The organism is Lentzea sp. NPDC037011, from assembly GCF_055607425.1.
On sequence record NZ_JBVJRT010000004.1, the window covers coordinates 584646 to 604017 of the forward strand.

Here is a 19372-nt window from a genome sequence, read left to right on the forward strand (position 1 = left end):
CTCCATCACATTCGGCTCGCGCCGAACTCCTCGACACCGATCACCGGGCGCAGCGCGCGTTCGACGGCAGGGGTCGAGAACGCGCGGCGGACCACGTCACGGCACAGGACGTTGCCGATGGCACCCATGACCATCGCCTGGTCCAGGGACAGGTAGCGCCGTGCGACGGTGCCCGACCGCACGGCGACGGCGTCGAAGAAACCGCCGCGGCCGTAGGCGCGCAGGTCCCGTTCGATGCCCAGCAGGTTGGTGTACGCCTCGTCGCGCTCGTGCATCATCGCCAGGAACGCCGCGTGCGGGGTGACCACGCCGTCGCCGTAGGACGGGGTGGGCGCGGTGGCCGGGCGGCACGTGCCGAAGCCGGCGTCGTAGTTCGTCATCTCCTGGTCGGAGAAGTAGCCGTTGGCGCCGTTGCCCGGTTCGTTGCCGGGTCCCATGCCGAGCGCGTCCACGCCGTACTCGCGGTAACCACCGGCCGGGTTGCTCGACGGGCTGAAGCCCCAGAAGCCGTACTTCGCCTCCAGCAGGCCGTGTTCGCGTTGCGCCCGCACGTGCAGCGCGTGGTTGCGGCCCCACGACCGCGGCGCCCACCTGGCCTCGGGCACGAACACGTCCGGCATCAGCTCCTCGAACATCGAGCCGCCCCAGCCGGGCACGATCCGCATGCCGCGGTAGGTGTAGGCGCCTTCGAAGACCTCGATGCCGTAGTAGGTGCGGTTCTCCCCCACCGGCTGCATCTCGTGCCACGACCAGTCGCACGACGCCGGGAACGTCCGCCACATCGCGAAGTACTGCTTCGCCGGCACCTGGCCGGTGATGATGCCGAGGTAGCTGGTGATCCGCGTTTCGGACACGGTGGTGTCGTAGTGGTGGGTGGTCAGCCACACGGGGTCGCCGCCGATGTGCGTGCCCTGGTACACGCCGCCGGGCCGGTCGTGGTCGAACGGGAAGAACCCGCCGTGGATCAGGCCGCCGGGCCGCACCGCGGGGTGCGCGGGGTCGTCACCGGGGTTGTAGAAGGAGTCCCAGCGCATCCGGGCGAAGATCCGGCGTGCGAGGCCCGCCGCCGCGCGGTCGGCCCCGGCCACCACGAGCAGGGCGGCGCCGAGCCAGCCGTTGTCGACGCTGGAGCAGAACGGGTGCACGACGGTGCCGGTGCCGGGCCAGGCGCGCAACGCCTCCCCGGTCTCCTCGTCGTACCAGTTGAAGTACATGCCGCTGGGGACGTGGTGCTCCATCCGGTCCAGGGTGGTGAGCGTGCGGACCAGCCGGGCGGACGCCTCGTCCTTCGAGATGAACCCGAGTTCCCTGGCCACGACGGTCGACCACAGGTAGCCGCCGATGTTGGTCGGCGAGGTGTAGCCGGACCGGTCTGCCGGGGCGAGCGACTCGGGGATGTTGTCGGCGGGCAGGCCGGTGCTCGCCGGGGTCATGGCGACCAGGCTGCGCCACGTGTCGCGGGCCCAGCCGCGAACGCGTTCCCGGTCGAACCCGCGGGCGGCGGACGCGGCCCCGGGCACCACGAGTGCCGCTGTCGTTCCCAGCAGGACGGTTCGGCGGGTGATCCTTGCAGTCATGTGAGACCTCGTCACTTGATGCCGGTGGTCGCGATGCCTTCGATGAAACGCCGCTGGAAGACCAGGAACACGGCCAGCACCGGCACGACGACGATGGTGGCCCCGGCCAGCAGCAGGCCGTACTGGATGGAGTTCTGGCCGGTCGAGTAGAGGGCGAGCGCGACCGGGAGCGTGTACTCGCTCTCCTGCTGCGCCACGACGAGCGGCCACAGGAAGTTGTTCCAGCTGCCCAGGAACGTGAGGATGCCGAGCGTGGCGAGCGCGGGCCCGCACAGCGGCAGCACGATCCTGGCGAAGATCCGCAGCTCGCCCGCACCGTCGACCCGGCCGGCGTCGAGCAGTTCGCTCGGCAGGCCGGCGATGAACTGGCGCATCAGGAAGACGCCGAACGGCGAGACGAGGAACGGCAGGATCAACGCGGGCAACGAGTTCGCCAGCCCGGCGTTGACGACCAGGACGTACAGCGGCACGAACGTGACCACGCCCGGGATCATCAGCGTCGCCATCACGACCAGGAACAGCGTCCGCCTGCCGCGGAACTCCAGCTTGGCGAGTGCGTAGCCGACCATCGAGCAGAACAGCAGGTTCCCGGCCGTCACGGCCACCGCGACGATCGTGGAGTTGAGGAAGTACGTGCCGAACTGCAGCCGGGAGAACAGCTGCGTGTAGTTGTCCAGCGACGCCGTGCCGGGCCACCACGTCGGCGGGTTCGCCCGGATCTCGCCCTCGCCCTTGAAGCTGCCCAGCACCATCCACGCGAACGGCGCGACGACGGCGGCGAACGCGACCGTCAGCGGGACGTAGAGCCACCAGCGGTTCCTCATGCTCAGCCCCTCTCCCGCAGCAGCCGGAACTGCAGGGCGGTGACGACGGCGATGACGACGAAGATCAGGTAGCTCATCGCGGAGGCGTAGCCGTAGTTGCCGAACCCGAACTGCCGGTAGGTGTACATCGACGCGGAGATCGTCGAGTTGAGCGGGCCGCCGTTGGTCATGACGTAGGGCTCCTCGAAGAACTGCAGGTAGCCGATCGCCGTGGTGACCGACACGAACAGGATCGTCGGGCGCAGCAGCGGCAGCGTGATGTGCCGGAACCGCTTGAGCGCCCCCGCGCCGTCGATGGACGCCGCCTCGTGCAGCGACGCGGGCACCGCCTGCAACCCGGCCAGGAAGATGATCATCGCGGTGCCGAAGTTGCGCCACGCGGCCATCAGGATCAACGCGGGCATCGACCAGTCCGGGTCGCCGAGCCAGTTCGGCCCGTCGATCCCGAACCAGCCGAGCACGGTGTTGACCAGGCCGAACTCGTCCTGCAGCAGGAACCGCCACACCACCGCGACCGCGACGATCGAGGTGATCACCGGGGTGTAGAAGCCCAGCCGGAAGAACGCGCGGAACCGGGTGATGCCCTTGTCCAGCACCACGGCGGCCAGCAGCGCGATGCCCAGCGTGAGCGGCACGCCGACGAGCACGAAGTACGCGGTGTTCGCGGCGGCCGTGCGGAACAGCGGGTCCGCGAACGCCCGCACGTAGTTCTCGAGCCCGACGAACTCCACCGCGAACGGCGTGCGCAGGTCGCGGTTGCGGGTGTCGGTGAGGCTCATGAACAGCGACTGGAGCACCGGCCAGGCCGTGAACACGAGGAACAGCACGCAGAACGGGACGACCAGGCCCCACGCCGCCCGCTCGACCCCGCGGCGGCGGGCCGCGGCGGGCGAGCTCACCTGCCGGTGCCGATGGAGTCGGCCGCCGACTGGGCCGCCTTCAGCGCGCCGGCCGGGTCGGCACCGGAGCGGGCCACCTTCTCGACCTCGGTGTCGAGCGCGGTGATCACCTGCTCCCAGGTGGCGAAGGTGGGCGGCGACTGGGCGGTGTCGAGCTGCTTGCCGAACGTCGCGAGCTTGGTGTCGGCGGTGAGCGCCGGGTCCTGCCACGCGCTCTTCACCGACGGCAGGTCCGTGGACTGCCGGTACCACTTGACCTGCGTCTTGGCGTCGGCGAGCCAGCTCACGAACTTCCAGGCCGAGTCGCGGTTCTTCGTCTCCTTGAACACCACGAAGTTGGAGCCGCCGACGAAGCTCGACGAGGTCTTCTTGACCGGCATCGGCATGACGTCGTACTTGTCCTTGAAACCCTCACCGCCGAGCTTCTCGACCGCGGACATCATCCAGGGACCGGAGATGAACATCGGCACGCGGCCGCTGACGAAGTCGGGTTCGGTCGTGGGCTGCGCGGGTGCTTCCCCGTCCGCGATGCCCTCGGAGAAGTAGGAGCCGTAGTACTCCAGCGTCTCCTTCAGCTCCGGGCTGTCGAAGTTGTAGGCAGCACCGTCGTCCTTGGTCAGCTGCGCGCCGTTGGACCAGGCGAAGGGCAGCAGCGACTGCCACGAACCGGTTCCGCCCGCCTGCAGGCCGATCCCGAACTTGGCGCCCGCCTTGGCCTGCATGGCCTTGGCCATCTCCTTGAGGCCGGCCCAGTCCTTCGGCGGCGTCTCGAAGCCCGCGGTCTTGGCGAGGTCCTTGCGGTAGTAGACGAGCCGCGTCTCGACGTACCAGGGGATGCCGTAGGAGGTGCCGCCGACCTCGGTGGTGCGCTGCGCGCCGTCGAAGAACGCGCCCTTGTCGATCGACGACGGGGTCGGGTCGAGCGCGCCCATGCCCGCGAACTCCCCCATCCACGTCGAGCCGACCATGGCCGCGTCGGGCGCCTGGCCCGCGGTGATCGCCGAGGTGAACTTGTTGTGCGCGGCGTCCCACGGGATCGCGGTGACCTGGACGTCCACACCGGGGTTGGCCTTCTCGAACTCCTCGGCGAGGGCAGGCAGCTTCTCCCCCTCGGCGCCCATGGCCCAGACGGTGACGGTGCCCGTGGCGGGTCCCTGGGAGATGTCGCCTCCCTGCTGGCCACCGGCCCGGTCGTCACCGCGCCCGCACGCGGCGAGCACCAGCACCAGGGCGGACAGGCCCGCGAGCGACTTGGCGGTCTTGCGCACCATTGGTTTCCCGCTTCCTCTCTGAAGTGGACGGTGTGATCAGGGGCAGCCGCACGACGAGCGCACGACCAGCTGCGTCGGCAACGTCTGCGCGTTCTTCCGCACCGGCTCCCCGCTCACCAGGTCGTGCAGGCGGCTCGCGGCCAGCGCGCCGAGCGCGTGGACGGGCTGGCGGACGGTGGTGAGCCCCGGCCGCACGTACCGCGAGGTCATGACGTCGTCCCAGCCGACCACCGCGATGTCACCGGGCACGTCCTTCCCGGCGTCCTGCAACGTGGTCATGACGCTCAACGCGAGCTCGTCGTTGGCGCACATCAGCGCGTCCACGTCGTGCTCGCCGCGCAGGAGGTCCCGCGCGAACGCGGCACCGTCGGCCTCGCGCAACCCGACCCCGACCGGCTCGGCGGCCGTGCGCCCGCGGTCTTCGTGGGCGGCCACGAACCCCGCGTACCGGTCGCGGATGTCGGGCCCGCTGTCCGGGTCGCCGACGAACAACGCCCGGTGCCGCCCGTGGTCGAGCACGTGCCCGGCCAGCTCCCGCGCGCTCTCCAGGTTCTCCGCCGCGACCGCCTCGACCCCGTCCAGCGGCTCACCGGCGATGACGACGACGGGTTTCCTGGCGTGCAGCAACCGCACCACGTCCCGCGAGATCGCCGCCGCCCCGAACACCGCGATGGCGTCGACCCTGGTGGCGAGCTGCCGCACCGCCGCGGCCAGGTCCGTCCGGCTGTCGGTGAGCACCAGCACGACCGACTGCGCGAGCTCGGCGGCCCGCGCCTCGAACCCCATCAGCAGCTCGGCGTAGTAGGGACCGGACAGCTCCGGCAGCACCAGCCCGTGCGCCTCGTGGTGCCGCACCGCCAGGCTCCGCGCCGCCCCGAGCGGCACGTACCCGAGCTCCTCGACCGCGGTGAGCACCTTCTGCCGGGTCGTCTCGGCCACGACGGTGGCCCCCTGCAACACCCGCGAGACGGTGGCGATGCTGACCCCGGCACGCTCGGCGACCGAGTAGATCGTCGCGCCCGCGGGCTTGGCCTCCTGGGAGGCGTGGTGCTGCTTTGCCATCGTGCTGCCTGCCACCTCGTCGTCACTGAAGGTTCCATGTAAGCGCTTACATGTCACTATTTGTGATGTAAGCGCTTACATAGGCTTGATGGGGCAAATATAGGCACGTGTTGCGGCGGGACACAAGACCGACGACTGCCGGCCAGCTCGCCACGACACCAGAAAAGCGCTGTTCAGGCGCGTGTTGGAAAGTTTCGAGGATTGTCGGTGAGCTGCCCGCCGGGCCAAGGGCGCGACCGATTGCTGTCCAGGACAGATCCGCCCCGCAACCTGGACAGTGTTCATCCGCTGGTGTTTGGATGATTACGCACCGTGCTTACAACGTTGTATCCCGGCAGATTGGACCGAGACGTTGACCTCCAGGATCGTCGCCTCCGCCTTGGCCGCCCTGCTGCTCGGCAGCGTGCCCGCCGTGGCCTCGTCCACGGCCGCCGTACCCGACTTCGCGACGGCGGAGGCCGGCAACCCCTTCGTGGACGGGTGGTACGCCGACCCCGACACCGCGTTCTACGAGAACAGGTACTGGGTCTTCCCCACCTCGTCGCGCCCCTACGACGAGCAGACCTACCTCGACGCCTTCTCCTCGACCGACCTGGTCACCTGGACCAAGCACCCGAACGTCCTGACCACCGCGTCCGTCTCCTGGGCCCGCCGCGCCGTCTGGGCACCGGCCCCCGTGCAACGCAACGGCAAGTACTACCTGTACTTCGGCGCCAACGACATCCAGTCCGACTCCGAGCTCGGCGGCATCGGCGTCGCGGTCGCCGACCGGCCGGAGGGACCGTACCGGGACGCGATCGGCAAGCCGTTGATCGCGCAGTTCGTGAACGGCGCGCAACCCATCGACCAGGACGTCTTCATCGACACCGACGGCCAGGCGTACCTGTACTACGGCGGCTGGGGTCACGCGAACGTCGTCAAGCTCAACGCGGACATGACGAGCCTCGGCACGTTCGCGGACGGCAGCACGTACAGGGAGATCACCCCGGCGAACTTCACCGAGGGGTCGCAGATGTTCAAGCGCGGCGGCAAGTACTACTTCATGTGGTCCGAGGACGGCTGGACCGGCCCGAACTACGCCGTGGCCTACGCGATCTCCGACTCCCCCACCGGCCCGTTCACGAAGGTCGGCCGCGTGCTTAGCCAGGACCCAGCGGTGGCACGGGGTTCCGGCCACAACGGCGTGATCAACGTGCCGGGCACCGACATCTGGTACATCACCTACCACCGCCGCCCGTTGAGCAAGTCCGGCGCCAACGACCGCCAGCTCGCCTACGACCGCATGACCTTCAACGCCGACGGCACCATCCAGCCGGTCACCATGCGGGTCAAGGACAACTTCGCCGACGACAACGCGATCGGCTGGACCACCCACGGCGGCACCTGGGCAGCCCGCGCCGGCCGCTACGAGGCCGGCTCGTCGTTCGGCGGGAAGTCGTTGCTGGACACCAACTTCACGAACTTCGTCCAGGACGTCGACGTCATCCCCCGCTCGGCCGCAGGTGACAGCGGCGTCGTGTTCCGCGTGACGCAGGCGGCCACCGGCACCGACAGCTACCGCGGCTACTACGCGGGGATCACCGGCAACGGCCGGGTGGTGCTGGGCAAGGCGGACAACAGCTGGACGCAGCTGGCGTCTGCGCCGGCGACCGTGCGGCCGAACGCGGCGCACCGGCTGCGGGTGGAGGCGGTCGGGTCGTCGATCAAGGTGTACGTCGGGGACCTGACGACGCCGAAGATCTCGGTGACCGACACGAGCTACGCCAGCGGGGCCAACGGGGTGCGCGTGTTCAACACGGGTGCGGCGTTCGACAACTTCGCGGTTGCGCACCGGTGAGCCGTCTGTTGTTACCATCCGGATGTTGACGACATCCAGGATTGGTGAATGGCTACTCGGCACCTGTACGTGGTGCGGCACGGCGCGGCGGACCCGTTCGGCGAGCTGACGGAGGTCGGGGAACGCCAGGCGCACCTGCTCGGTGAGCGCCTGGCGGAGTCGCCGATCACGGCGGTGTGGCACTCCCCTCTGCCCAGAGCCGTGCGCACCGCCCGGATCCTCGGCACGCACCTGCCGGGGGCGACGGTGGCCGAGGCACCGGAGCTGGTCGACCACGTGCCGCACGTGCCGGAGGACGTCCCACCGGCGTGGGCGGGGTTCTTCGACGGCTACGACGCCGCGGAGGCCGCGGCAGGCGCACGGTTGGCGGAGGCCTTGACCGCGCGGTTCGCCGGGCCGGCCGCTGCCGAGTCGCACGAGGTGCTGGTGACGCACGCCTACCAGGTGGCGTGGCTGGTGCGTGACGCCCTCGGGGCGCCGCCGGCCCGGTGGCTGGGGATGAGCTGCGGGAACGCGGCGTTGACGGTGGTCGAGCACCGGCACGGGAGTCCGCCGGCTTTGGTGGTCTACAACGACATGGGGCACCTGCCGGCAGAGCTGCGGTGGACGGGGTTCGGGCCGGGGCTGCGGCCGTGAGGTGAGGAGGCCGGATCGTCCGGCTGCGGCCGTGCGGTGAGGACGCCGGGTCACCCGGCTGCGGCCGTGCGGTGAGGACGCCGGGTCACCCGGCTGCGGCCGTGCGGTGAGGGAGCCGGGTCACCCGGTGGTGCCCTTATCGGCGCAGCACCGCCTGCGCGGCGACCAGCCGCTCGACCTCGCCGCCGCCCCCGGCTCCTCCGACGACCTCGTCCGCCCACCCGAGCAACCGCTCCAGGCGCGAATCCGCCTCTCCCGTCACCACTTCGGGCCGCCCGAGCACGACCTCACCACTCGTCCCGTCCAGCGTGACCACCACACCGGCGGCGAGGGTCAGCTCCCCTGCCCCGACAACGGCCGGCTTCCCCATCGACCGCGCCACCACCGCCGCATGACTCGCCGGCCCACCGCGCGCAGTCACCACGCCGGCCGCCACGGCCAGCCCGCGGATGTCGTCCGGTGATGTCTCCGGCCGCACCAGCACGACGGGACCACCCGCGGCCGAACGCACCGCGTCGTCGGAGGTCAGCGCCACCTGCCCGGTCGCGACCCCGGGACACACGCCCACGCCTCGCGCCACCACCTCCGTTCCCGCGGCGATCCGCGGCACGCGCACGTGCCGCAGGTGCGAGGGCGACACCCGCAGCAGGGCCTCGGCGCGGGTGATCAGGCCTTCGTCGGCGAGGTCGGTGGCGGTGCGAACGGCGGCGGCCCCGGTGAACCGTCCCGGCCGCACCTGCAGCAGCCACAGCCGGCCGGACTCGAAGGTGAACTCGACGTAGCAGGCGTCGCGGTGGTGCCGCTCGATTCGGTGCAGCGCGTCGTGGAGGTCCTGCCGCACAGGGGGTTCCAGTGCGGTCAGCGGCAGGGTCAGTGACCGGCCGGAGACGACGGCCTCGCCGTGGTGTCCGAAGAGGACCTCGCCGAACGGCGTGCGCGCGCCGGTGCTCGGGTCGCGGCTGAAGGCGACGCCGGCGCCGCTGTGGTCGTCGCGGGTGCCGAACACCATCTGCTGCACCACGACGGCCGTGCCGAGGTCGTGCGGGATGCCGTGCAACGTGCGGTAGGTGCGGGCACGGGGTGTGTTCCACGAGGCGAACACGGACTCGACCGCGTCGTCCAGGGAGGTCGGGTCCACGTCGAGGATCGTGTCCATCATGCCGGGCATCGACACCGCGGCGCCGGAGCGGACCGAGACCGCGGACATCCCCGCCACGGCCGCCGCGAGCTCGGCACCGAGTCCGGGTGGAAGCCTGCCGTCGCGCAGGAACGCGCGGCACGCGTCCGTGGTCACGACGACCGCGGCGGGGACGGGCAGGCCGAGGCGGTGCAGCAGGGCCAGGCCGTGCGCCTTGCCGCCCACCACCTCCGGCGGCTCGTGCAGGTCCGCGGAGACCGTCCTCACCCAGCCCATCGCTGGATCCCCATGGTCGCGAGGAGGTCCTCGTGCAGTTCGGCCCACACGGTGTGGAACGAGTCGATCGTGTCGGTGAGGTGGTCCCGCTCGCCCGCTTCCGCGCGGGCCAGGGCGGTGCCGAGGCGGGTCTCGTAGCGGCCGAACCGGGGCAGCGCGGCGGCCAGAGCGGCGATCACGACGAGCGCGCGGTCGTGGAAGTCGCGGAACAGGCCCACGACGCGGTCGTCGTAGGCAGCGTCCGTGTGGTCGTTGATGGTCGTGGCGCCGTCGACCGGGCGGATCTGCCACGCCGTGCAGAGGTCGAGCAGCTCGGGGTTGAGGACGAGGAACTCCTCGAACGCGGCCTTCAGCTCGGTACGGGTGCCGGCCCCGTCCAGCTCGGCTGCGGTCTGCTCGGCGTCGGCGGCCTTGCCGTCCCCCGTCAGCGACCAGCCGCCGAAGTCGCGGTGGTGGGTGACGAGGCCGGCAACGGCGAGGTCGATCAGGTCGGACTCCACTTCGGACGGTGACAGCCCGGTGAACGCGGCCACCCGCGTCACGTTCGTGGCACCGGTGCAGCGCAGGGCGTGCAGCACCAACGGGTTCACGACGTCGCCTCCCGCCTGCGCGCACCGGCCGCGTGACTGGCGCCCAGCCCCTGAGCGCGGGCCACGACCACGCCGTCGCGCACCCGGACCGCCGCCTCCGTGTCGTCGCCGGCGTTCCCGAGCCCGAGCGCGGACGGCACCGCCGCGTCCTCGTCGAGCACCAGCCGTACGTGCCGCCACACGTCGGGCGCGAACACCCGCCGCAGGCAGCCGACGAGGTCGGTGAGCCGCAGCCGCACGAGGCGGCCGGTCTCCTCCTGGTCGCCGGTCACCACGACCAGCACGACCTGTTCGCCGGGCCGCACCGACCGCAGCGCCTCCTCAGCCGCGCCGAGCCGGCCGGCGCCGAGCACCGCGACCAGGCCGTCGGTCAGGTCGACCGGGCCTCCGCCGATCAGGTCGACTAGACCCTCCGGCGCGGTCCAGGCGTCGGCGCAGGTCCGCGCCGGGGCGACGTAGGGCAGGTGCGGTGGCGCCCAGGTGTCCGCGAGGTCGACCTGCGCCAGGTGCCGGCACGCGTGCGCCACGTCGAACGGGTCGCCGAAGCCCGGCGCCGACTCGGCCCGGTGCGCCGCGCCGTCGAGCAACGTCAGCACCACCTGCGCCAGCCGCACCTGTCGCGCGGGACCACCGCGTTCCAGCGCCGTCGCCAGCAGGACCGCCTCCAGCGCCGCGACCTGGGCGAGCACCGGTCCGTGCCGGTCTTCGAGCACACCGTCCAGCGACCTGAGCTGCAACCGCCCGCCCGCGGCCGAGTCGCCCACCAGCGGCAACCGCTCCAGCCACACCCGCGCGAACACGCCCAGCGCGTCGACCGCCGACGACGGCGACACCTCGGCCGGCATCCCGCTCGCGGCACCGGCCAGCTCGATCAGCACGGCGAGGTACAGCGCGCGCTTGCCGGGGAAGTTGGAGTACACCGCGCCACGGGTCAGCTCCGCCCGCTCCGCGATGCGGTCCACCTTGGCCCCGGCGTAGCCGTGCTCGGTGAACTCCTCCTTCGCCGCCGCCAGCACGGACGCCCGCGTGCGCGCCTGTTGCTGTGCCCTCGTCAGCCGCACCATCGGCCACCCCCCGCTACCGTTCAGATGTTGTGAACATCCAGATTACCGCAACGTCCGAATCAGTTCAGGACCGCCGCCCCGGCGGCACATGCTTGAGGGTGGGTCCCGCCGTGGTGCCGCCCGCGACACGAATGGCGGAGCACAATTCATGATCGTCGGCACGCGCACGGGTCCTGATCAAGAACCACACGCGCCGGAGTTTTCGAAAAGAGTTTCGAAACTTCGCCGATTCACGCGTCGGCACAGCGAGTCGGAAGCACTCGCACAAGAGTGAATCCCATGTAGTCGAACATGTCGTTCACCTGGTCGTTCGACAACGATTCGACACGGGTCTTGACAGCTTCAACGGTCCTCCCCGGACCGCACCAAGGCCTGTGAGCAGCGCGAACGCGACCCTTGATCCGTCGAACGGATTCGGTTAATACTGCTCGCAGTTCGGCGTCGGGCGGGGTGGTTTTGGCGCAATCCGCATCGCCCGCACCGGATAGATCAGCAACTGAACCCATTCCACCCGCGAAGCTGCGGGTGCAAACTCAGAAAGCGCCGAATATGACGCTGACAGCGAAGTCAGTCGCACGGGTGACCCTCGTGTCCAGCCTTGTCGCCGCCACCGTCGGTGCCGCGATCATCGCGGCGTCGCCCGCCAGTGGGGCCGCGTCCACACTGGCCGCGGCGGCCCAGCAGAGCGGCCGGTACTTCGGCACCGCGGTGGCCGCGAACAAGCTCGGCGACTCGACCTACGTGGGGATCTTGAACCGCGAGTTCGACATGGTCACCGCCGAGAACGAGATGAAGATGGACGCGACCGAGCCGAACCAGAACCAGTTCAGCTACGGCAACGCGGACCGGATCGTCAACCAGGCCCGCAACCAGGGCAAGCGGGTGCGCGGGCACGCGCTGGCCTGGCACATGCAGCAGCCCGGCTGGATGCAGAACATGTCCGGCACCGCCCTGCGCAACGCGATGCTCAACCACGTCACGCAGGTCGCCACCTACTACCGGGGCAAGATCTACGCCTGGGACGTGGTGAACGAGGCGTTCGCCGACGGCAACAGCGGCGGGCGTCGCGACTCGAACCTCCAGCGCACCGGCAACGACTGGATCGAGGCCGCGTTCCGCGCGGCCCGTGCGGCGGACCCGAACGCGAAGCTCTGCTACAACGACTACAACACCGACAACTGGTCGCACGCCAAGACCCAGGGCGTCTACCGGATGGTGCAGGACTTCAAGTCCCGCGGCGTCCCGATCGACTGCGTCGGCTTCCAGGCGCACTTCAACAGCGGCAACCCGGTTCCGTCGAACTACCACACCACGCTGCAGAACTTCGCGGCGCTGGGCGTGGACGTCCAGATCACCGAACTGGACATCGAGGGCTCCGGCAGCTCGCAGGCCCAGCAGTACCAGGGCGTCACGCAGGCCTGTCTCTCCGTGGCCCGCTGCACCGGCATCACGGTGTGGGGCATCCGCGACACCGACTCGTGGCGCGCCTCGGGCACCCCGTTGCTGTTCGACGGCAGCGGCAACAAGAAGGCCGCGTACAACTCGGTCCTCAGCGTCCTGAACAGCGGCACGGGCGGCACCGACCCCACGACCACCACCACGACGACGACCACGACGTCCAACCCCGGCGGCGGGGGCTGCACGGCGACGTACTCCGAGGGTGAGAAGTGGGGCGACCGCTTCAACGGCAACGTCACGGTGTCGGGCACTGACAACTGGATCGTGACGGTGACCGTGAGCTCGCCACAGCGGATCATCGCCACCTGGAACACCAGTGCCTCGTGGGACTCCGCGAACGTGATGACCGCGCGCCCCAACGGCAGCGGCAACACGTTCGGCTTCACCATCATGCACGGCGGCAACTGGAACTGGCCCAGCATCTCCTGCCGGGTCGCCTGATCACACCAGCGGAGGGCCCCGGTGACCACCGGGGCCCTTCCCCCGTCCGCGCTACGCCACTCCGCCGCCACCCGGACTGGACGGAGCAAAGCCATGCACTCCACCGATTCCCGCACGTTCAGAGCAGCCGCGGCCATGGCCGCCGCGGTGCTCGTCACGACAACGGCCGCCGTGGCCGGGTCGCAGTCCGCGGCAGCCGCCGCCGGCTGCAGGGCCGACTACAGGATCGGGTCCCAATGGCAGGGCGGCTTCACCGCCGAGGTCGTCGTCACGAACCTCGGTGACGCGGTCACCGGCTGGCGGCTCGCGTGGACGTTCCCCGGTGACGAGCGGATCACGCAGTCGTGGAACGGGTCGCACACCCAGTCCGGCGCGAACGTGACCGCCGTCAACGCGGCCTGGAACGGTGGCATCGCCACCGGCGCGACCGTCTCGCTCGGGTTCAACGCCACCGCCAGTGCGCGCGCGGCGACCCCGGCGGTGTTCACCCTCAACGGCACCGCGTGCACCGGCACCACCGACCCCACCACGACGACCACCACGACCACGACCACGACGAGCACGGACCCCCAGCCGGGTCGGCCCGCGATCGAGAACAACTTCCCCGTCACCCGCGAGGGCGCGTACGGCGACAACCGCTTCACGGTGTTCCGCCCGGCGAACCCGCAGGCGGCCGACCGGCCACTGCCCGTGCTGGCGTTCGGCAACGGCGCCTGCGCGCACACGAACAACAGCGAGGTCACCCGCATCCTGACGTTCGTCGCGTCGAAGGGCTTCGTGGTCGTGGACACCGGCTCGGTCGACGGCTCGCCCAACGGCGTGCCGAGCGGGTCGCCGATCCCCTCCCTGCTGACGGACGCGATCACCTGGGCCGAACGGGAGCAGAACCGCTCCGGCGCCGCCCTGCGCCAGCGCCTCGACCTGACCAGGGTCGCCACCGCGGGCCACTCGTGCGGCGGGCTGGAGGCACTGGTCGCCGCGCAGGACCGCCGGGTGTCCGCCGTGATCGCGTTGAACAGCGGTTTCTTCGCCGACGGCGCCTTCGGCTACCCGCGCTCCGAGCTCGGCAAGCTGCACACGCCGGCGCTGTTCATGGACGGCGGCTCCTCCGACATCGCCTACGCCAACAACCAGGCCAACTACGACCTGGCCACCGTGCCGTCCGTCCTGGCGCGGCACCCGCAGGCCGGGCACGTCGGGTTCATCACCGGCAGCCAGCTGACCGACGGCATGACGACGGTCGTGCAGTTCCTCGACATGGTGCTCAACGGCAACCAGACCGCCCGCAACTACGTCCTCAGCCCGTCCGGCCTGGCCGCCAAGGCGCCGTGGGTGGTGGCCAAGAAGAACTTCTGACCCGGTTCCAGACCCCGGCAGTTCCAGACCCCGGCAGTTCCAGACCCCGGCAGTTCCAGACCCCGGCAGGGCGGGGGCCGCCGCAACGCCGTGACGGCGCAGGGGCGCAGGGCGCACCCGCACGGCGTTGCGGCGTCGGGCTGCGCGGGTCACCGGCCGGTTCCGGGCACTGCCACGGGTGGCTGCCGCGGACGTCCGCGGCAGCCACCCGTGGCCTACCGGTCACCTGACCGTCAGCCCACCCGCTTCAGCACCACCAGCGACCGCGCCGCCAGGACGAGCTGGCCGGTCGCGGGGATCGGCTTCTCCCGTTCGCCGACCTCACCGGTCGCGGTGTCCACCACGACCACCCACTCCGGGCCGTAGGTGGGCTCGGGCAGCGTCACCTCGATGTCCTCGTGGTGGGCGTTGAACGCGATGAGGAACGAGTCGTCGACCACCCTCATCCCGCTCTGGTCCAGGTCGGGGATGCCTTCGCCGTTGAGGAAGACGACGATGCACTTGCCGAAGTCGTCCCCCCAGTTCTGCTCGGTCATCTCCTCACCGGAGGGGGTGAACCACGCGATGTCGCGCAGCTCCTCGCCCTTGCGGATCGGCCGGCCGACGAAGAACCGCTTGCGCCGGAACACCGGGTGCGCCTTGCGGAACGCGGTCAGCGCCGAGGTGAAGTCGACCAGCTCGGCGTTCGCGTCGGCCAACGTCCAGTCCACCCACGAGATGGCGTTGTCCTGGCAGTAGACGTTGTTGTTGCCGTCCTGCGTGCGGCCGAACTCGTCGCCGTGCAGGATCATCGGCACGCCCTGCGACAACAGCAGCGTCGCCATCATGTTCCGCCGCTGCCGGGCGCGCAGCGTGAGGACGCCCTCGTCGTCGGTCGGTCCTTCGGCGCCGCAGTTCCACGAGCGGTTGTGGCTCTCGCCGTCGTTGTTGTCCTCGCCGTTGGCGTCGTTGTGCTTCTCGTTGTACGACACCAGGTCGTTGAGGGTGAAGCCGTCGTGGGCGGTGACGAAGTTGATCGACGCGTAAGGCCGGCGGCCGTCGTTCTGGTAGAGGTCGGAGGAGCCGGTGATGCGCGAGGCGAACTCGCCCAGCGTCGCCGGCTCACCGCGCCAGAAGTCCCGGACGGTGTCGCGGAACTTGCCGTTCCACTCCGTCCACAGCGGCGGGAAGTTGCCCACCTGGTACCCACCGGGACCGACGTCCCACGGCTCGGCGATCAGCTTGACCTGCGAGACCACCGGGTCCTGCTGCACGACCTCGAAGAACGTCGCCAGCCGGTCCACGTCGTAGAACTCCCGCGCCAGCGTCGCCGCCAGGTCGAACCGGAAGCCATCGACGTGCATCTCGGTGACCCAGTACCGCAGCGAGTCCATGATCAGCTGCAACGTGTGCGGCGTCCGCACGTTCAGGGAGTTACCGGTGCCCGTGTAGTCCATGTAGTACTGCGGGTCGTCCTCGACGAGCCGGTAGTACGCCTCGTTGTCGATGCCCTTCATCGACAGGGTCGGCCCGAGGTGGTTGCCCTCGGCGGTGTGGTTGTAGACCACGTCGAGGATGACCTCGATGCCCGCTTGGTGCAGGGTGCGGACCATGCCCTTGAACTCCTGCACCTGGTCGCCGGAGCCGGCGAGGGAGGCGTAGGCGTCGTGCGGCGCGAAGAAGCCGATCGTGTTGTAGCCCCAGTAGTTGGTGAGGCCCTTGTCGGCGAGGGTGTGGTCGCTGATGAACTGGTGCACCGGCATCAGCTCGACCGCGGTCACACCCAGCCTGGTCAGGTGGTCGATCATCACCGGGTGCGCGAGGCCCGCGTACGTGCCGCGCATCCGCTCCGGGATCTCCGGGTGGTCGATCGTGAGGCCGCGGACGTGCGCCTCGTACACGACGCTCTCGTTGTAGGGCGTCCTCGGCAGCCGGTCCTCCGCCCAGTCGAAGAACGGGTTGACCACCACGGACTTCGGCACGAACGGCGCCGAGTCGTCGTCGTTGCGCTCGTCCGGCGCGCCGAACCGGTAGCTGTAGAGGGACTCGTCCCACCGCAGCCCGTCGCTGATCGCCTTCGCGTACGGGTCGATGAGCAGCTTGGTGGGGTTGCAGCGAAGGCCCCGCTCCGGGTCGTACGGCCCGTGCACGCGGTACCCGTACCGCTGTCCCGGTCCGACGCCGTGCAGGTAACCGTGGTGGACGAAACCGCTCACCTCGGGCAGGTGAACCCGCGTCTCGGTGCCGTCGTCGTCGAACAGGCAGAGCTCGACGCGGTCTGCCACCTCCGAGAACAACGCGAAGTTGGTACCGACGCCGTCATAGGTGGCGCCGAGCGGGTAGGACGTTCCAGGCCAGGCTTTCACGCGCGAGGTATGCCCAGGATCACCCGATCTAACTCTTTCGAGTGCAGGTTGTGCTCGCGATCACCGGGTAACCGGCTCTCATGGCAACACATGATCTGGGCGCGGGCGACGACCAGGCGTCCTACACGCCCCCGCACGACACCGGCTCACCCGACTCGGTCGAAACCGATCCCGCGGCCCTGAACAGCGCGGAGGACCTCGACGAGGACCGCCTCAAGCTGGACCCGCTCGAAGCGGGGATGGACCCGCCGGAGCGGTGGACGGCCGCCGACAAGTACGGCACGACGCCGTACGAGCAGGCCCACCCGCGTCCGCTGGACGACCGGCTGGCAGAGGAACAGCCCGACGTGCCGGTCGTGCCGAGCGAGCTGGACGAGGAGTCGCAGACCGAGGCCGTGGGACGGGGCCAGCTCGCCGACGAGCCCGGTGGCTCGGTGGCGAGCACGGCACGGACGCCCGACGAGCCGATCTGATCCCGCAGCGGCCGCGCCCGCCGGACGCAACCGTCCGGCGGGCGCCGTTCTGCGCCGAAGACCGCGTCACCGGCTGAGACGTCCGAACAGGACCTCGACGCCGCTCAGCTACCCGGTCACCCCGGCGATCAGCTGCGCCGTCATCCCCCCGCGGTGGAACAGGAACGCGTGGGCACCGGGTACCACCACCGCCCGCCCGTCCGGTGCCGCGGCGGCGAGCCGTTCGACCCAGTGCACCGGCGACAACGCGTCGTGCTCACCGCGCACCACCAGCACCGGGCAGCTCACCCGCGCGACGACCTGCTCCGGCCGGTCCCGCTGGGCCGAGCGGACGAAGCGCGCGATCTCCACCGGACCGGCGCGCAGGTAGTCGGGCACCGTCCCGCGCACCACCGAGGGCGGCTCGTGCGGCAGGGTGCGCAGGAACCCGCTGACCAGGCCGCCCAGGCCGCGTTGTTCCGGTGGGAAGGTGGGGCCGAGCAGCACCAGCGACCGCACCAGCTCGGGCCGGGCCGCGGCGGCGTGCAGTGCGGCCTGGGCGCCGGTGGAGTGCCCCGCCAGCACCACCGGTGCCGCGACCACCTCCTCGACCCAGTCGCACACCGCCCGCGCGACCGCGCCGATCCCGGCCGGGCACACCCGTGCCGCGCGGTGGCCGAAGCCCGGCACGTCGAGCAGGTGCGCCCTGGTGAAGGCACCGCAGCCGGCGAGGGTGTCGGCGAGGTAGCCGAGTGCGCCGAGGCCGGGCACCAGCACGACGTCGGGCCGGTCGCCGACGCGGTGCCCCGCCGTCAGGCTGCGGAACTCCCGGTCCCCGACCCGGTCCCACCGTTCCCGCACGTGCCGCGGGCGGTCCGGCATGGCTGGCTCCCTCCGTCGTGGTCCACACCGGAACTACCGCTCCCCTGATCGGCGAAACGTGACGCACGGCGGAGATCCGCGTGATTGGACGTCCGGTGCGCGGGAACACCTGCGGTTCCGACGTTCGATCATCGTGAGGTGACCGCCCATGGCAGCAGACCAGTACACCCGGCAGGACCCGAGGGAGCAGTACCCGCGTCCCGGCCGGCAGGAGGGCCAGGAGCAGGAGCACCCCGGCACCGGCAGCCGGATGGGTCCAGAGCCCGACCACGGCGAGCACACCTACCGGGGCAGCGACCGGCTGCGCGACACCAAGGCCGTGATCACCGGCGGCGACTCCGGCATCGGCCGCGCCACCGCGATCGCGTTCGCCCGCGAGGGTGCTGACGTGCTGCTCTGCTACCTGGAGGAGGAGCAGGCCGACGCCGAGCGCACCGCCGAGCTCGTGCGCGAAGCTGGCCGGCAGGCCGTGCTGGTCCCCGGCGACCTGCGCACCGAGGAGGCGTGCCGGGAGGTCGCCCGGCGCGCGGAGGAGGAGTTCGGGCGGATCGACGTCCTGGTCAACAACGCGGCCTACCAGATGGCGCAGGACGAGGGGCTGCTCGGCATCAGCAGCGACCAGTTCGACCGCGTGTTCAAGACGAACGTCTACGCGATGTTCTGGCTGACCAAGGCCGCCGTGCCGCTGATGCGACCGGGTGCGGCGATCATCAACACGTCGTCGATCCAGGCGTTCCAGCCCTCGCCCGAGCTGATGGACTACGCCGCCACCAAGGGCGCGATCGTCAACTTCACCAAGGCGCTCTCCGCCGACCTGGTCGACAAGGGCATCCGGGTCAACTCCGTGGCCCCCGGTCCGGTGTGGACACCGCTGATCCCCGCGACCATGCCCGCCGAGAAGGTCGACGACTTCGGCGCGCAGACACCGCTGGGCCGGGCCGCGCAACCGGCCGAGCTGGCACCGGTCTACGTCTTCTTCGCCTCGCAGGAGTCCAGCTACATCACCGGCGAGGTCCTCGGCGTCACCGGCGGCCAGCTGCTCACCTGACGAGGTGACAACGCGCTGTTTGCCCGCGACCCCGCCGGGTAACCGAGCCGCGTGCGCACCACCGACCGCATCCGCACCACGAGCCTGCCGGCGGTGCCACGCCGGCGGGCTGCGGGCGGGCAACCGCCGGGCTCCCCACCTCCCCCGGACGCGCACGCGACTGACCTCGGGCACGTCCGGAGACGCCGCACGACCCACCACGGCGAGGGAGGAACG

General features: G+C 70.6%; 16 protein-coding genes. 6 read left to right on the top strand and 10 right to left on the bottom strand.

The window, feature by feature from the left end; genetic code table 11:
- Positions 1 to 5: 5 nt before the first annotated feature.
- From ACZ7CH_RS14535 to ACZ7CH_RS14555, 5 genes are read right to left on the bottom strand one after another with little or no spacing between them, the layout of a single operon-like run.
- Entirely contained in the window at positions 6 to 1577 is a 1572-nt protein-coding gene (locus ACZ7CH_RS14535) for a glucoamylase family protein (protein WP_470374096.1), read from the bottom strand.
- An 11-nt stretch (positions 1578 to 1588) separates the two neighbouring features.
- Complete coding sequence (locus ACZ7CH_RS14540; protein WP_360384049.1) at positions 1589 to 2401, bottom strand: carbohydrate ABC transporter permease; 813 nt, start codon at positions 2399 to 2401, stop codon at positions 1589 to 1591.
- A 2-nt stretch (positions 2402 to 2403) separates the two neighbouring features.
- Positions 2404 to 3300, bottom strand: coding sequence for a carbohydrate ABC transporter permease (locus ACZ7CH_RS14545; protein ID WP_458432493.1), 897 nt, complete (start codon positions 3298 to 3300; stop codon positions 2404 to 2406).
- Positions 3297 to 4571, bottom strand: a complete 1275-nt coding sequence (locus tag ACZ7CH_RS14550) for a sugar ABC transporter substrate-binding protein (protein ID WP_360384055.1) — start codon at positions 4569 to 4571, stop codon at positions 3297 to 3299. Before ACZ7CH_RS14550 ends, ACZ7CH_RS14545 begins: the two co-directional genes overlap by 4 nt.
- A gap of 36 nt (positions 4572 to 4607) precedes the next feature.
- On the bottom strand, positions 4608 to 5633 hold the full coding sequence (locus tag ACZ7CH_RS14555; protein WP_458432495.1) for a LacI family DNA-binding transcriptional regulator: 1026 nt from the start codon (positions 5631 to 5633) through the stop codon (positions 4608 to 4610).
- A 352-nt stretch (positions 5634 to 5985) separates the two neighbouring features.
- On the opposite strand from ACZ7CH_RS14555, the gene ACZ7CH_RS14560 reads away from it, so the two are divergent.
- Both ACZ7CH_RS14560 and ACZ7CH_RS14565 read left to right on the top strand, forming a co-directional pair.
- The gene (locus tag ACZ7CH_RS14560) at positions 5986 to 7470 is read left to right on the top strand and encodes a family 43 glycosylhydrolase (protein ID WP_470374097.1); all 1485 of its coding nucleotides are present in this window, start codon (positions 5986 to 5988) and stop codon (positions 7468 to 7470) included.
- 48 nt (positions 7471 to 7518) lie between these two features.
- The gene (locus ACZ7CH_RS14565) at positions 7519 to 8106 is read left to right on the top strand and encodes a histidine phosphatase family protein (protein WP_360384063.1); all 588 of its coding nucleotides are present in this window, start codon (positions 7519 to 7521) and stop codon (positions 8104 to 8106) included.
- A gap of 136 nt (positions 8107 to 8242) precedes the next feature.
- On the opposite strand, the gene ACZ7CH_RS14570 is transcribed toward ACZ7CH_RS14565, so the two are convergent.
- The 3 genes from ACZ7CH_RS14570 to ACZ7CH_RS14580 are packed head-to-tail and all read right to left on the bottom strand — an operon-like array spanning position 8243 to position 11174.
- Positions 8243 to 9520, bottom strand: a complete 1278-nt coding sequence (locus tag ACZ7CH_RS14570) for a PEP/pyruvate-binding domain-containing protein (protein WP_470374098.1) — start codon at positions 9518 to 9520, stop codon at positions 8243 to 8245.
- Positions 9508 to 10110 (bottom strand): transcriptional regulator, encoded by a 603-nt coding sequence (locus ACZ7CH_RS14575; RefSeq protein WP_470374099.1) that lies wholly within the window; start codon positions 10108 to 10110, stop codon positions 9508 to 9510. Before ACZ7CH_RS14575 ends, ACZ7CH_RS14570 begins: the two co-directional genes overlap by 13 nt.
- Positions 10107 to 11174, bottom strand: a complete 1068-nt coding sequence (locus ACZ7CH_RS14580) for a TetR/AcrR family transcriptional regulator (RefSeq protein ID WP_470374100.1) — start codon at positions 11172 to 11174, stop codon at positions 10107 to 10109. The genes ACZ7CH_RS14575 and ACZ7CH_RS14580 overlap by 4 nt, the downstream gene beginning before the upstream one ends.
- 549 nt (positions 11175 to 11723) lie before the next feature.
- On the opposite strand from ACZ7CH_RS14580, the gene ACZ7CH_RS14585 reads away from it, so the two are divergent.
- Positions 11724 to 13073, top strand: coding sequence for a glycoside hydrolase family 10 protein (locus tag ACZ7CH_RS14585; protein ID WP_458432503.1), 1350 nt, complete (start codon positions 11724 to 11726; stop codon positions 13071 to 13073).
- Positions 13074 to 13166: 93 nt separating this feature from the next.
- Positions 13167 to 14429 (top strand): cellulose binding domain-containing protein, encoded by a 1263-nt coding sequence (locus tag ACZ7CH_RS14590; RefSeq protein WP_470374101.1) that lies wholly within the window; start codon positions 13167 to 13169, stop codon positions 14427 to 14429.
- A gap of 233 nt (positions 14430 to 14662) precedes the next feature.
- On the opposite strand, the gene glgX is transcribed toward ACZ7CH_RS14590, so the two are convergent.
- The gene (gene glgX, locus ACZ7CH_RS14595; protein WP_470374102.1) at positions 14663 to 16774 is read right to left on the bottom strand and encodes a glycogen debranching protein GlgX; all 2112 of its coding nucleotides are present in this window, start codon (positions 16772 to 16774) and stop codon (positions 14663 to 14665) included.
- Between the two features lie 80 nt (positions 16775 to 16854).
- Here glgX and ACZ7CH_RS14600 point away from each other — a divergent pair, with 80 nt between their 5' ends.
- Complete coding sequence (locus ACZ7CH_RS14600) at positions 16855 to 17247, top strand: hypothetical protein (RefSeq protein ID WP_470374103.1); 393 nt, start codon at positions 16855 to 16857, stop codon at positions 17245 to 17247.
- Between the two features lie 108 nt (positions 17248 to 17355).
- Here the strand turns inward: ACZ7CH_RS14600 and ACZ7CH_RS14605 are convergent, their stop codons facing one another.
- Positions 17356 to 18108: an alpha/beta fold hydrolase gene (locus ACZ7CH_RS14605; RefSeq protein ID WP_470374104.1), complete on the bottom strand. Its 753-nt coding sequence runs from the start codon at positions 18106 to 18108 to the stop codon at positions 17356 to 17358.
- A gap of 148 nt (positions 18109 to 18256) precedes the next feature.
- Between ACZ7CH_RS14605 and ACZ7CH_RS14610 the strand changes: the two genes are divergently transcribed.
- Complete coding sequence (locus ACZ7CH_RS14610; RefSeq protein WP_360384087.1) at positions 18257 to 19156, top strand: SDR family oxidoreductase; 900 nt, start codon at positions 18257 to 18259, stop codon at positions 19154 to 19156.
- Positions 19157 to 19372 lie beyond the last annotated feature (216 nt).